The 13177-nt window shown below is 75.4% G+C and carries 16 protein-coding genes; 3 read left to right on the top strand and 13 right to left on the bottom strand.

Annotated features, from left to right (window positions below):
- Positions 1 to 44: 44 nt before the first annotated feature.
- Both ABQ292_RS04975 and ABQ292_RS04980 read right to left on the bottom strand, forming a co-directional pair.
- The gene (locus ABQ292_RS04975) at positions 45 to 230 is read right to left on the bottom strand and encodes a hypothetical protein (protein ID WP_369203848.1); all 186 of its coding nucleotides are present in this window, start codon (positions 228 to 230) and stop codon (positions 45 to 47) included.
- Positions 231 to 300: 70 nt separating this feature from the next.
- Positions 301 to 771, bottom strand: coding sequence for a cupin domain-containing protein (locus ABQ292_RS04980; RefSeq protein WP_369203850.1), 471 nt, complete (start codon positions 769 to 771; stop codon positions 301 to 303).
- Between the two features lie 158 nt (positions 772 to 929).
- Here ABQ292_RS04980 and ABQ292_RS04985 point away from each other — a divergent pair, with 158 nt between their 5' ends.
- Together ABQ292_RS04985 and ABQ292_RS04990 are read left to right on the top strand one after the other, a co-directional pair.
- On the top strand, positions 930 to 2141 hold the full coding sequence (locus ABQ292_RS04985) for a GGDEF domain-containing protein (RefSeq protein WP_369203852.1): 1212 nt from the start codon (positions 930 to 932) through the stop codon (positions 2139 to 2141).
- A gap of 53 nt (positions 2142 to 2194) precedes the next feature.
- Complete coding sequence (locus ABQ292_RS04990) at positions 2195 to 3511, top strand: M24 family metallopeptidase (RefSeq protein WP_369203854.1); 1317 nt, start codon at positions 2195 to 2197, stop codon at positions 3509 to 3511.
- Between the two features lie 36 nt (positions 3512 to 3547).
- Here ABQ292_RS04990 and ABQ292_RS04995 read toward each other — a convergent pair whose 3' ends face one another.
- From ABQ292_RS04995 to ABQ292_RS05020, 6 genes are all read right to left on the bottom strand, one after another.
- Positions 3548 to 4540, bottom strand: coding sequence for an SDR family oxidoreductase (locus ABQ292_RS04995; RefSeq protein WP_369203856.1), 993 nt, complete (start codon positions 4538 to 4540; stop codon positions 3548 to 3550).
- Positions 4541 to 4583: 43 nt separating this feature from the next.
- Entirely contained in the window at positions 4584 to 5015 is a 432-nt protein-coding gene (locus ABQ292_RS05000; protein ID WP_369203858.1) for a ChaB family protein, read from the bottom strand.
- A gap of 147 nt (positions 5016 to 5162) precedes the next feature.
- Complete coding sequence (locus tag ABQ292_RS05005; protein WP_369203860.1) at positions 5163 to 5522, bottom strand: acyl-CoA thioesterase; 360 nt, start codon at positions 5520 to 5522, stop codon at positions 5163 to 5165.
- 26 nt (positions 5523 to 5548) lie between these two features.
- Positions 5549 to 5779, bottom strand: a complete 231-nt coding sequence (locus ABQ292_RS05010; RefSeq protein WP_369203862.1) for a hypothetical protein — start codon at positions 5777 to 5779, stop codon at positions 5549 to 5551.
- A 10-nt stretch (positions 5780 to 5789) separates the two neighbouring features.
- Positions 5790 to 6047: a DUF2795 domain-containing protein gene (locus tag ABQ292_RS05015; protein WP_369203864.1), complete on the bottom strand. Its 258-nt coding sequence runs from the start codon at positions 6045 to 6047 to the stop codon at positions 5790 to 5792.
- Positions 6048 to 6072: 25 nt separating this feature from the next.
- The gene (locus tag ABQ292_RS05020; RefSeq protein ID WP_369203866.1) at positions 6073 to 7206 is read right to left on the bottom strand and encodes a baeRF2 domain-containing protein; all 1134 of its coding nucleotides are present in this window, start codon (positions 7204 to 7206) and stop codon (positions 6073 to 6075) included.
- Positions 7207 to 7345: 139 nt separating this feature from the next.
- Between ABQ292_RS05020 and ABQ292_RS05025 the strand changes: the two genes are divergently transcribed.
- Entirely contained in the window at positions 7346 to 7690 is a 345-nt protein-coding gene (locus tag ABQ292_RS05025) for a DUF8129 domain-containing protein (protein ID WP_369203868.1), read from the top strand.
- A 160-nt stretch (positions 7691 to 7850) separates the two neighbouring features.
- On the opposite strand, the gene ABQ292_RS05030 is transcribed toward ABQ292_RS05025, so the two are convergent.
- The 5 genes from ABQ292_RS05030 to cpaB are packed head-to-tail and all read right to left on the bottom strand — an operon-like array spanning position 7851 to position 13172.
- Complete coding sequence (locus ABQ292_RS05030) at positions 7851 to 8750, bottom strand: type II secretion system F family protein (protein WP_369203870.1); 900 nt, start codon at positions 8748 to 8750, stop codon at positions 7851 to 7853.
- Positions 8750 to 9703 (bottom strand): type II secretion system F family protein, encoded by a 954-nt coding sequence (locus ABQ292_RS05035; RefSeq protein ID WP_369203872.1) that lies wholly within the window; start codon positions 9701 to 9703, stop codon positions 8750 to 8752. Before ABQ292_RS05035 ends, ABQ292_RS05030 begins: the two co-directional genes overlap by 1 nt.
- Complete coding sequence (locus ABQ292_RS05040) at positions 9700 to 11178, bottom strand: TadA family conjugal transfer-associated ATPase (RefSeq protein WP_369203874.1); 1479 nt, start codon at positions 11176 to 11178, stop codon at positions 9700 to 9702. Before ABQ292_RS05040 ends, ABQ292_RS05035 begins: the two co-directional genes overlap by 4 nt.
- 60 nt (positions 11179 to 11238) lie before the next feature.
- Positions 11239 to 12429 (bottom strand): CpaE/TadZ family protein, encoded by a 1191-nt coding sequence (locus ABQ292_RS05045; protein WP_369203876.1) that lies wholly within the window; start codon positions 12427 to 12429, stop codon positions 11239 to 11241.
- Positions 12426 to 13172 (bottom strand): Flp pilus assembly protein CpaB, encoded by a 747-nt coding sequence (gene cpaB / locus ABQ292_RS05050; protein WP_369203878.1) that lies wholly within the window; start codon positions 13170 to 13172, stop codon positions 12426 to 12428. Before cpaB ends, ABQ292_RS05045 begins: the two co-directional genes overlap by 4 nt.
- Positions 13173 to 13177: the final 5 nt, after the last annotated feature.

The raw sequence follows: 13177 nt of genomic DNA on the forward strand, positions 1-13177 counted from the left end.
GGCGCCGGCCGACCCGGCACACTCCGGGGATCATGCCGCGGGGGTCAGTGGCCCTCCCGCCAGGCCCTGTCCTCGGCGTCCTGGCGCTCGTTGCGCTCGGCCACCGTCTGCAGGGCGCGCTCGGCCTCCTCCCGGGTGTCGTAGGGGCCCAGCCGGTGCCGCTCGGCGCAGCCGTCCCGGTCCTCCACGGTGTTGTGCTTCAGGCAGTAGAACCACGGTCCCTGTGCCATGGGCGCACCTCCTCGACGTCGTCGCTCACCGCAGCCGTGCCCAGCCGGACACCGGCCGACACCGAGCGGGTCACTCCTCGACCATCACCTGGTCGTGGCGGGCGTAGAAGGCGGTCATCTCCTCCGGGCCGGGCCTGCGGCCGCTGCGGCGCATCTCGGCCATCTCGGCGAAGAACCGCTCCCGGGCGATGCCCGGGGTGAACAGGATGAGGAAGGACGCCGGCTCGTCGGAGTCGTTGCGGAAGCCGTGCACCCCGAACTCGGGGGCCAGCGCGAAGTCGCCGGGCCGGTACGGCTGCCACCTCCCTGCGGCGTAGAGGGTGACCTCGCCGGAGAGGACGTAGAACGACTCGGAGAACGTCTGGTGGTAGTGCGGGGCCGCGCCGGAGGCCCGTGGGCCGAGCCGGTACTCGACCAGCCCGAAGCGGCCGGCGGTGACCGCGCCGGGTGCCACCATCCGCAGCGCGTTGGTGCCGGCGTCGACCACGGGGTGGTCGGCCAGCGACCGGACCTGTACCAGTTCCGGGTCGGGGTGCGACATGCCCTCAGCCTGCCAGTGGCGGCGCCGGCCGACGCGGAGCCGGGACCCGATCACCTCGGCGGTGGCCGGGCACCGTCCCCTGCCGCGCGTGACGCGACCACACGCCCCCGCGCGGCGGAGCACGCGGGGGCGTGTGGTCATACGGCATCCTCACGCGCGTGAGCCCCGCCCGGCCCCCCGGACCCGACGGTCCGGCGTCGGCCTTGAACGTCCCCGGCACCGGTGGTCCCGAGCACCGGGTCGCCGCCCTGACCCTCGCCGTCCTGCTCGTCGTCGGTGGCGCGATGGGTCTGGTCAACCTCGCCATCGACGGCGTCGTCCGCGACGGCGTCATGCGCTGGACCTACGGCGCCACGATGGTCGCCTGCCTGCTGGCCGCCGTGCCACTGGTGGTGCGCCCCCGGGTGGGCCGGTGGCAGACCTTCGGCCTGGTGCTGCTCGGCGACCTCATCTACGTGGTGGTCGCCCTCTGCATCGAGGACCCGGTCCGCTACGCGACGCCGCTCATGCTGCTCTTCTCCTCGTTCGTCGCGGCCTGGTTCCTCGAGCCGTGGATGCTCGTGGTCAACATGGTGGCCACGCCAGTGGCCGTCTGGATCGCGCTCGGGGGCAGCTACCCCGACGTCCTCAGCCTGGCCGTCCAGGTCGGCGTGCACGCCGGGATGCTGGACCTGGCCTCGGCCGCCGTCTTCCTCCTGCGCCGCCGCGTCGAGCGGCTGCTGGCCGCCACCGAGGCCCTCTCCCAGCGGGACCCGCTGACCGGGCTGGCCAACCGCCGGCACCTGGTCGACCAGGCCCCGCGCACGTGGCGGCAGGCCCGCCGCGAGGGCGTGCGCGTGGCCGCGATGGTCCTCGACCTCGACCACTTCAAGCAGGTCAACGACGTCCACGGGCACGCCGCCGGCGACGCGGTCCTGCGGGCCGTGGCCACCGCGCTGTCCGACACCGTGCGCCCCAGCGACCTGCTGGCGCGCATCGGCGGCGAGGAGCTCGTCGTCCTCGGGCTGGTCGGCGACCCCAGCGAGGCGAGCCGGCTGGCCGAGCGCCTCCGGTCCGCGGTGGCCGACAGCCGCAGCGCGCACGGGCACGCGGTCACCGCCTCCATCGGCGTCGCGCTGACCAGCCCGGTCGACGGCGAGGATGCCACCGACGCGCTGTGGCGGCTGGTCGACCGCGCCGACGCGGCCATGTACGAGGCCAAGGAGGCCGGCCGCGACCGGGTGGCCGACTTCCGCCCGCCCCGCCCGCGCGGCACCCCGGCCGCGGAGCACCTCCCGTCCGGGCAGGGCGGTGCGGCGCGCGGGCGTCTCGACCCGCCGACGGTGCCGGGGTCGGCCGGCGCGCGGCCGTCGCCCCGCGACCCCGCCTGATCGGCCGTCGTCTCACCCGGTGGGATCGGCGGTTCTCTGCTTCCCTGTTCCCCATGACGCTGGTCGTCCCCGACCCGACGCGGACGGTGCCGCTGCCCCTGCGGCAGCAGGCCGACGTCCGGGACCGGTGGCTGACCCAGCGCCTGCTCGACCTGCTGCCGGGCCTCATGGACCGCGCCGGCATCGACCTGTGGGTGGTCGTCGGCCGGGAGAACAACGAGGACCCGGTGCTCGCGACGCTGCTGCCGGCGACGTGGCTGTCGGCCCGGCGCCGGGTCGTGCTGGTGCTGCACCGCAGCGACGACGGCGTCACCCCGGTCGCGGTCTCGCGCTACCCGGTCGGCCAGTTCCTCCCCGGCTGGACGCCGGAGGACGGCGACGGCCACGGCGACGAGCAGGCGCAGTGGACGGCGGTGCGGCGGATCGTCGAGCAGGCCGACCCGCGCCGGATCGGCATCGACGTCTCGGCGCGGTGCGCGCTGGCCGACGGGCTCTCGGTGGCCGAGCACGGGCTGCTCACCGAGGCGCTCGGCCCCTACGCGCAGCGGCTGGTGCCGGCCGAGGACCTCGTCGTCGGCTGGCTGGAGACGCGCCTGCCCGAGGAGGTCGCCGCCCTCGACGCGCTCAACGGCCTCACCGACCGGGTCCTGGCCGAGGTCCTCTCCCCGGCCGGGCTGACCGCGGGCAGCACGACCGCGGCCGACCTGGCGTGGGCGGTGCACCAGCGGCTGGCCGACCTCGGCACCCCGCCGTGGTTCCACCCCGGGGTCACCGTGCAGCGCGCCGGGGTCCCGCTGCGCGCGCACAGCGTCGGCGGCGTCACGCTCCCGGCGGTGCCCCAGCGCGTCCCCCTGGCCCCCGGCGACCTGGTCACCTGCGACGCCGGGCTGACCAGCCTCGGCCTGACCACCGACCTGCAGCGCACCGCCTACCTGCTGCGCCCGGGTGAGACCGCTGCCCCGCCCGGGGTGCAGCGCGCCTGGGCCGCCGGCACGCGGGTGCAGGCGCTGACCGCCGCTGCCCTGCGCACCGGCCGGACCGGCAACGAGGTGCTCGCCGACGCCCGCGCCGCCGCGGCCGCCGAGGGGCTGCAGGTGGAGGTCTACTCCCACCCGGTCGGCGTGCACGGGCACGGGGCGGGGCCGGCGATCGGCCGGTGGGACGACCAGCACGGCGTCCCCGGCGACGGCGACCGCGTGCTGCACCCCGACACCGTCTACGCCCTCGAGCTCGCCGTCCGCGTGCCGGTGCCGGAGTGGGACGGGCAGTGCGTGCGGCTGTGCACCGAGGAGGCGGTCGTGCTGACCGACGCCGGCGTGACCTACCTGGGCGACCGCCAGCGCGAGCTGCTGCTCGTCCCCGGCGGCTGAGGAGTCGTGGGCCCCGCAGGAGGCCGGGGCGGGGCCTCAGGCTGACGGGCGCTTCCTGATCGCCCGCAGGAGCAGCTCCCCCGGCCGCGCCACGGCGCCGGCGACCCGGGTGACCGGGCTCGTGGTGAGCACCTGGTCGGCGAAGGCGCCGCGCACCCGGCCGGGGCCCGGGGTCGGGGTGTCGAGGATGTCGGTGCCGTCGTCGGGCCGGTCGGTGGTCTGCAGCTGCCGGCCGGTCAGCGACAGCAGCGCGTCGGTCAGGGCGGGGCTGAACCGCTGTCCGGCGATGAAGCCCAGCGCGGCGTCGCCGACGGGGATCTCCCGCCGCGGGTGCACCGACGCCCGCACGACCGCCTCGGCGACCAGCTCGGGCGCGTACACCGGCGGGGGCGGCTTGGGCATCGAGCCGAGCTTGGTACGGGCGTGCTCGAAGAACGGCGTGGCGATGCCGGCGGGCAGGATCTGGCTCACCTCGACCGGCGACTTCTCCTCGGCCAGCTCCACCCGCAGCGCGTCGTAGAAGGCGCGCAGCGCGAACTTGCTCGCGGAGTACGGCGCGTGCAGCGGGATGGAACGGTAGCCCTCCACCGAGCCGATGCCGATCAGCACGCCGCCACCGGCCCGCTCGAGCGCCGGGACGGCGGCCTGCGCGGCGGCCACGTGGCCGATGTAGTTCACCTCGGTGACCCGGCGGAACTCGTCGAGGTCGATCTGCCTCACCGACCCCCAGATGCCGACGCCGGGCACGGTGACGAAGGTGTCGATCCGGCCGAAGCGCGCCTCGGCGGCGCCGACCAGCGCCCGGACGGCGGCCTGGTCGGTGATGTCGGTGGGGACGGCGACCGCCTCCGCGCCCTTCCGCGTCAGCTCCTCGACCAGCGTGCCGAGGGCCTCCTCACCGCGGGAGGCGACGACGATCCGGGTGCAGCCCTGCCGGGCGAACTCCAGCGCGGTCGCGCGTCCGATCCCGCTGGAGGCACCGAGGACGACGACCACCTGGTCGCGGACGGGACGTGGGGGAGCAGCCATGCCCGTCGTCTACCCCACCACGGCGGGTGGGAACGCCGGGGGCTCAGTCCTCGCGGGCCCGGCGCGTCTCGCGGTCGTTCGCCTTCTGGATCGCGTCGACGAGCTCGTCCTTGGACATCGACGACCGACCCGGGACGTCGAGCCGCCTGGCGACGTCCATCAGGTGCGCCTTGGAGGCGTTGGCGTCGACGCCGCCCCTGGTCTCCCGGTTCGTGTCGGCGCCGCCCGCGGCCTGGGCGTCGGACGGCCCCTTGCGGCCGCCCTCCTTCTCCTCCCAGTGGTCGCCGACCTTCTCGTGCGTGTGCTTGACCGCCGCCCAGGCCACCCGGGTCGCCCGCTGCTCGTCGCCGTCGTAGGTCTCGACGGCGGAGTCGTGCGTCTTGGCCCAGGTGCGCTGCGCCTTCTCGTCCGAGCGCTGCAGCGTGCTGGGGATCTCGTCCTGCTTCGCGTCGCCGCTCTTCGTCGTCTTGGGCATGACCGGGCGGTACCCAGGCGACGCCGGGTGATCACTCGACGAGGGAGGGCACCAGCGCCGCGGCCAGCTGGCCGGAGCCGGCCACCTGTACCGCAGCCGGACGCCGGCGGCGACGTCGACGGACCGGACCCCGGCCCCGGGCACCGCTCAGTCCACCCGCCAGCGCGCCCAGTGCGCCCGCTGCTGCTCGGTCAGCGGGCTGGCGGCGTCGGCGGCGTAGTCGAAGTTGACCAGCACCATCTCCGCGCGCAGCGCCACCTCGCCGTCCTGGGTGAGCTCCTGGCGCATCCCGATCGAGCTGCGGCCCAGCCGGGTGATCCGGCTGGCCACCGTGAGGTGCTCGCCCACCCGGTAGTGGATCTGCCGCAGGTAGTCGATCTCCAGCCGCGCCAGGATGATGCCCGCGCCCGGCGAGGAGTCGGCCATCGCCAGCCGCGCGTCCTCGAGCAGCCCGAGCACCCGGGCGTGGTTGACGTGGCCGAAGACGTCGGAGTCCGACCAGCGCAACTGGACCGGGTGCTCGTGCAGCGTGCTCAGGGCAGGTCTGCCGTCTCCGCGGACTGCCGGTGGGCGCCCTGCGCGTCGTCCGGGTCGGGGTGCACGGTCCGCTCCTCCGACTCGGCGAGGATGATCTCGGCGGCGACCTCCTCCATGCCCGAGCCCTTCATGCCGGACTCCTCCGGCAGCAGGTCGGCCCGCGTCTCGATGTTGTGCTCGGTGACGTTGGCCAGCGCCTCGGGGCTGGGTTCCTTCTGGGTGACCACGGTCTGCTCCTCAGAAGCGGTGCTGCTCGGTGCCCAGGCCCAGGGCCCGGGCGACGTCCTGGACGTTCTCGAACTGCTGCCCGGCGGGCAGCCGGCGCAGGTCGGCGAGCACGCGGTCGGTCGCGTTCGACTCCTGCGCGCGGGAGACGAGGGTGTCCCGGTCGGCGGGCCACACCTCCTTGCCGAGGACCTCGGCTATGGCGGAGCGGCGGTCGACGTCGGCCGGGCTGGTGCCGGCCGGGGTGCCCTCCTGGTGCGGATCGGTCACGGTGTGCCTCCGGGGGTCGGGACGGTCACTGCGGGGTCGGCGTGGAGTCGTCGGTGTAGCGCAGGACCGCCGCCACCGGGATGTCACCCGGCATGGCCGCGCGCGGCACCACGACGACGCCGGCCGTGCTGGCCACGGCGGCGGCCACCAGCGCCCGCTCGGCCGGCACGGAGTGCACCTCCTGGACGCCGAGGGCGTCCATGTCGCCCTGGTCGAGACCCAGCTCCAGCGGCGAGGCGCCCACGAGCAGCTTCTCGTCGTCCGGCGGGTCGGCCAGCACCAGCGTCTCCACCTGGGCCTTGCGCAGTGCCTCGACGACCGGCGCGGTACCGGTCACGGCCAGGCCGTGGGCGCCGGCGGAGCTGATCCTCTCGACGGCCTCGGCCTCCTCGCGCGCCTCGTGCTCGGCGACCAGCTCGGCGGCCCGGCGCTCCACCGGCTCGCGGTCGGCGCCGGCGGCCCGGCCCCCCTCGTCCATCGACACGACGAGGTCCGACCACAGGCCGCTGGCGCGGTCGGTGAGGATCTGCCGCGCCCGCACGTCCCCGGCCAGCAGCACGAAGCGCGGCTGCGCCCGGCGGACCACCGAGGCGATGTGCGAGGCGACGTCGTCGGCGTTGTGCACCCACTTGTTCTCGGCGTTGTGCTGGTATCGGTGGTGCGCCCAGCCGCCGCCCTGGAACTTGCGGATCTGGAAGGTGTCGCCCGTCACCGTCTCCTCCTCCTCGGCGTGGCCGGGGAGGGTGGCGAGGGTGAGGTCGGCGCCGGTGCGGTCGGTGAGGACGACGACGTGCGGGACCCGCCCGGGCAGGGCGCGCAGGACCGGCAGCAGATCCGGCGTGGGCGACCACTCGGCCACCTCCCGCCGCGGGACGTCGGCCAGCTGCTGGTCGAGCACCACGCTGCCGTCGGCGGCGACCACGACCGCGCGGCCGCGGACGGTGCCGGCCTCGCCCCCGTCGTTGCCCTCGAGCAGCCGGCTGCGCACGGCCTCGACCACGACCTCCGGGGCGCCCTGCTCGGTCAGCTTCTCGGCGATCGCGCGCACGCGGAGGTCGAGCTCGGTGTCGGCGCTCTCGGTCACGTGGGTGACGTCGGCGCAGACGGTGGCGTAGGGGCCTGAGGCGTCGAAGACCGGCGCCAGGAACGACACGTCCATGGGGAGGGGACCACTTCCTCGATCTGCAGTCGGAGCGGGACGGCGCCTGCGGTGGGGCGCGTTCTCGCTGGCCCGCCTACCCACCGGCCCGACGCCACACACCGTGTCGGATGCGGGGGGCGGGGGTAGGCGGGTCCCCATGACCGAGCACGACCAGCTGCCGCTGCCCGACTACGACCACCTGCCCGTGCAGGGACTGATCTCGCGCATCCGGACGCTGGACGCGACCGGCCTGCAGACCCTCCTGGAGTACGAGCGCGCCCACGCCGACCGGCTGCAGGTGACCATCGCCATGGAGAACCGGCTGACCGCGCTGCGCGAGGGCGCCGAGCCCTCCGGCGGCGACCCCGCGGCCCCCGCCGCCGACGACCCGGTGGCCGCCTCGGCCGGCTCCAAGGTGTCCGAGGCGACCAGCGGCCCGCCGATCAACCCGCCGTCGCAGGGCGACCCGACCAACCCCGCCCAGCCTCGCTCGACCGGCTGACCGGTCCCCGACGACGGCGGCCGCGCACCCTGCCGGGGTGCGCGGCCGCCGTCGTCCCGGAGGGGTCCGTGCGAGCGGGGGGCCGGAGGCTCCCCGGGCAGGGACTCGAGCGCGGGGCTCAGCGCGGGCCGGGGACGGCACCTGGCCGCGGTGTCATCGCTCAGCCGCCGCCGAAGGAGGTGGCGATGTCCATCGCGGCGGAGCCCATCAGCACGATGAACAGCGTCGGGAGGATGCAGAGGATCAGCGGGAAGATCACCTTGACCGGTATCTGCATCGCCTTCTCCTCGGCCCGCTGCCGCCGCTTGAGCCGCATCTCGGCCGCCTGGGTGCGCAGCACGTCGGCGATCGAGACGCCGTAGACGTCGGCCTGGACGACGGCCCGGATGAACCGGCGCAGGTCGGCGACCCCGGTCCGCTCGGCCAGCGCGAGGTAGGCCTCCCGACGGGGCTGCCCGACCGCGATGTCCTGCAGCGTGCGCACCAGCTCCTCGGCCAGCGGGCCCGTGCCGGTGCGGCCGGCGCGGGCCAGCGCCGACTCGAAGCCCAGCCCCGCCTCCACGGCGATGGTCATCTGGTCGAGGGTGTCGGCCAGCTCCAGGCCGATGGCCTGCTGCCGCTCCTGGCCGCGACTGGTCAGCAGCAGCTCGGGCAGGAAGTAGGCGGTCACCGTCACGGCCGTCATGACCAGGACCAGCAGCGCGGTCGGACGCGTGCTCGCGACCAGCGTCCCCACAGCGGCGGCGACGGCGGCGAGCACCAGCTTCGCGGTCAGCACGCGCTCCACGGGCCAGCCGGCCGGCCGGCCGGCGGTGCCCAGCAGCCGGTCGACGCGGGCGACGGTGCCGCGCGGGGTCAGACCGCGGACCAGCCGGGTGACGCTCCCGCGGCCCGACCGGACCCCGGCGCCGGCCGGCGCACTGTCGAGGCCGAGGAGCAGGTTGTCGCGGACCTGGGCGGCGGCCGCCCCGGGGCGGGCGAGCAGTGCCCAGCCCAGGACGGGCACCGCGATCGCGACGGCCGCGGCGGCCGCGAGGACGGGGGTGGGGAGGGTGTCCATCAGAACCGGATGCTCACCATCTTCTTGAGCCAGAACGCGCCGACGACGAGCAGCAGCACGGCGACGCCGAGCACGAGGACGCCGGTGGGTGTCTCGGTGAACGCGGACAGGTAGCCGGGGTTGGTCAGCGCGATGAAGCCGCTGACGCCGAACGGCAGCAGCATGAGCACGACCGCCGAGAGCTTCCCCTCCGCCGACAGCGCCTTGACCTGACGGCGGATGGCGTTGCGCTCCCGGATCGTCCGGCTGACCACGTCGAGCACCTCGGCCAGGTTGCCGCCGACCTCGCGGTGGATGGCGATCGCCTGGGCGACCCAGGTGAAGTCGTCGCTCCCCATCCGGGCACCCACCTCGTCGAGGGCGTCGGAGAGGTCACGGCCCACCCGGGTCTCGTTGACGATCCGGGCGAACTCCTCCGACGTGGGCGCCGACGCCTCCTGGGAGACCGAGTCGATGGCGCGCAGCAGGCTGTGCCCGGCGCGCAGGCTGCTGGCCATCAGCTGCAGCGAGTCGTCGAGCTGGTCGGCGAACGCCGCGCGCCGCCGTCCGGTCCGCCAGGACAGCAGCACCTTGGCGCCGAGCGGGACCCCCGCGGCCAGGAGCAGGCCGGCGAGCAGGCCGCCGGCCAGACCGCCGAGCAGACCGAGGCCGGTCGCGACCAGGGCGGTGCGCAGGACGAAGTCGGGCAGGGACAGGGACGACCCGGCCCGCTCGAGGGCCGCGGTCCCCGACGCGAGCCGGCCGCGCCGCGCCAGCACCCGCTCGACCGCGGCCCCGGCCGCGACCCCGGCCGCGACCCCGGCACCGGCCAGCGCCGACCCTCGGGGGGCCGTCGCCGGGTCGAGCCGGCTGAGCGGCACCTGCCGGGCACCGGCCGGTACGACGGCGAGCACGACCAGCAGCAGCGCGCCGGTCAGGGCGACCACACCGACGACGAGCAGGGCCGGCGTCATCCGGCCCGGCCCCGCTGCCGTGCCGGCTGCGGCACGCCGAAGACGCGGGGGTCCACGGCGATGCCCAGGTCGGCGAAGCGCTCGGAGAAGCGCGGCCGCACCCCGGTCGACACCGGCCGGCCCAGGAAGCGGCCCGAGGCGTCGACCCCGGCGGAGTAGTCGAACAGGAAGGCGTCCTGCAGGGTGACCGTCTCCCCCTCCATGCCCTGCACCTCGGTCACGTGGGTGACCCGCCGCGTGCCGTCGCGCAGGCGGGTGAGCTGCACGACGAGGTCGACGGCCGAGGCGATCTGCTCGCGGATGGCGCGCAGCGGCAGGTCCATGCCGGCCATCAGGACGAGGGTCTCCAGGCGGGCGACGGCGTCGCGCGGGGAGTTGGCGTGCACCGTCGACAGCGACCCGTCGTGGCCGGTGTTCATCGCCTGGAGCATGTCCAGGCTCTCCCCGCCGCGGCACTCCCCGACCACGATCCGGTCGGGGCGCATCCGCAGCGAGTTGCGCACCAGGTCGCGGATGGTGATGGCGCCCCGGCCCTCGATGTTGGGCGGCCGGGACTCCAGCCGGACGACGTGGTCCTGCTGCAGCTGCAGCTCCACGGCGTCCTCAATGGTGACGATGCGCTCGCCCTCGGGGATGAAGGAGGACAGCACGTTGAGCAGCGTCGTCTTCCCGGTGCCGGTGCCGCCGGAGACGATGACGTTGAGCCGCGCCTCGACGCAGGCCCGCAGGAGCTCGGCCATCTCCGGGGTGAGGGTGCCGAAGCCGATCAGGTCGTCGACGGTGAACGGGTCCTTGGCGAACTTGCGGATGGTCAGCGTCGACCCGCTGAAGGCCAGCGGCGGGATGACCGCGTTGACCCGGGAACCGTCGGCCAGCCGGGCGTCCACCAGCGGCGAGGACTCGTCGATGCGCCGTCCCACCCGCGAGACGATCCGGTCGATGACCCGCCGCAGGTGCTCCTCGGAGGTGAACCGGGCGGTGCTGCGCACCAGCTTGCCGCGCTGCTCGACGTAGATCATCTCCGGGCCGTTGACCATGATCTCGGTGACGGTCGCGTCGTCGAGGAGGCGCTGCAGCGGTCCGTAGCCCAGGACGTCGTCGGCCAGCTCGGCGGTGAGCCGCTGCCGCTCGTCGGGACTGAGCGGGATGCGCTCCTCCTCGACCACGGCGTCGAGCTCGCCGAGGACGATGGTCCGCAGCTGCTCCTCGCCGAGGTCGGGAGAGTTGATCCGGCTGCCCATGCGCTCGAACAGCGCCTTGCCGACCCTGTCCTTGAGGCGGGCCAGGGCGTCCGTCGCGGCCGGGACCGGTGCCGTGCCCGCGGGGGCGGCCGGACGCGGCGCGGGGACCGCCGGGCGGGAGAGCGCGACGGCGGGGCGGGGAGCCGGGTCGGGCGCCTGGGGCGCCGGCCCGGCGGCGGGACCGGGGGCGGTGGGGCGGCCGCGGGCGGCGTCCAGGCGTGCGGTGAGGTTCACGACGCCGCCCTGTGCGCGAAGGCGGAGGTCACGACGCCGCCCGGTGCGCGAAGGCGGAGGTCACGACGCCGCCCTGTGCTTGGCGCGGTAGCGGCCGGGCCGCACGATCGGGGTGGCCGCGAAGCGGGACACCAGCCGGCGCAGCTCCTTGACGACGGGTTCGCGCCCGCCGCTCTGCAGCAGCGGGACGCCCTGGTTGGTCGAGGCCGGCACCGACGAGGAGCGCGGCAGGACGACGTCGACCCCCGTGCCGATGGTGGTCTCCACGTCGCGCACCGACAGCCCGCCCTTGGGGTCGGCGAGGTTCATGACCACGTGCCGGCCGGCCGGGATCATGCACAGCTCCCGGAGGACGTCGAGCTCCTTGCGCAGCCCGCGCACGCCCGGGACGTCCATGCTGCTGAGCATCACCACGTCGGTGGCGCGGTCGAGGGCGGCCAGCGTCTGCTCCGACAGCCCCGGGGCGGTGTCGACGACGACGTAGCGGAACTCCCGCGCCAGCGACGCGAGCAGCTGGCTGACGTCGGCGGCGGTGACCGCGTCACCGGCGGCCGGGGACTCCGCCCCGCAGACGGCGTAGAGGCCCGAGGGGTGCTGGGTCAGGAAGGTCTTGAGCACCATCGTGTCCTGGCTGGCCGGGCCGTGGACGGCGTCGGGCAGCGTGTACTCCGGCGTCAGCCCCAGGGCCGAGGCGACGTCGCCGAACTGGACGTCGAGGTCGACCAGCACCGTCGACTGCGGGGCGGCCGCGGTCAGCCCGATCGCCAGGTTGGTCGACACGGTGGTCTTGCCGACGCCGCCCTTCGGCGAGGCCACGGTGATGACCCGGCCGGTGTAGCGGGCGGTCTCCTCCACCGGACGCAGCACGCGGCGGCGTCCCGTGGCGGCGGCCGCCGCCCGCTCGATCGCGGCGCGGAGGTCGTCGACCCCCGCGTCCGGCGCCAGCAGGTCGCGGATGCCCGAGCGCATGGCGGCCTGCCAGAGCTCCGGCGTCGGCTCGGCCACCAGCACGACGCTGATGCCCGGGCACTGCACGTCCAGGCGCGCGGCCAGCGACAGCGCCTCGTCCGGTGCGGCGTCCGGCCCCACCACGAGGACGTCGGGCAGCTCGCCGTCCCAGAGCTGCTCGAACAGCCGCGCGGGGTCGCCCGGCAGGCGGCCGGGCGGCAGCACGTGCACGTCGCCGTCGGCGGCGGTCAGCACGCGGCCGCACAGCTCCTGGTCGGCGGCGGCGAGGACGATGCGGCTCACTTCTGCTCCCGTGCGTAGACGTCGGTCGGGGTGAGGACGCCGGTGCCCCCGGTGTCGGCGGTCGCCGGTTCGAGGGAGAGCCAGAGCGTCCCGTGCTCGGCGCCGAAGACGACGGTCTCGGCGTCCTGGGCGGGCAGCGCGAGGGTCACCAGCAGGCTCCCGGTGGGGACGGCGTCGCCCTCGTCGGTGCTCGCGCTCTCGGTGTCGGCCGTGGCGCCGGTCCAGGTGCCCGCGACGCGGGTCACGAGCACGTGGTGCAGCACGGCGTGGGTGGTGGCGGTGCCGTCCTGGAAGACCAGGGAGAGGTAGACGCCGACGGTGTCGCCGGCGACAAGCCGTCCGCCGGCGGCCCGCTCGGGGGACAGCAGCACGCTGATCTCCTCGGCGCCCTCGGGGACGGCGACCGTGCCGGGCTCGCGCAGGTCCTCCGGGTCGCTGAAGCGCGTGGCGAGCAGCTGCTCCCCCGGCTGCAGGTCGACGTCGGCGACCCGGCCGGCCAGCTCCGCGAGGTCCTCGACGCGGCCCTCGGCGGCGGCCTTCGCCGGCAGCAGCTCGGTGCGCACCAGGTCCCCGACCTCGTCGGCCGGCGTCACCGCGGGGATGGGCCGGTCCACCACGAGGACCCGCACGGTCTGCACGCCCTCGAGGGCGCGGGCGTCGGCGCCGCGGACGTAGGCGACCAGCACGACGGTGCCCACGAGGGCCAGCAGCAGGGCCCCGAGGGCGGCGAGGAGTCGTCTCATGGGGA

It is taken from the genome of Geodermatophilus maliterrae, from assembly GCF_041018925.1.
GTDB classification, from domain to species: domain Bacteria; phylum Actinomycetota; class Actinomycetes; order Mycobacteriales; family Geodermatophilaceae; genus Geodermatophilus; species Geodermatophilus maliterrae.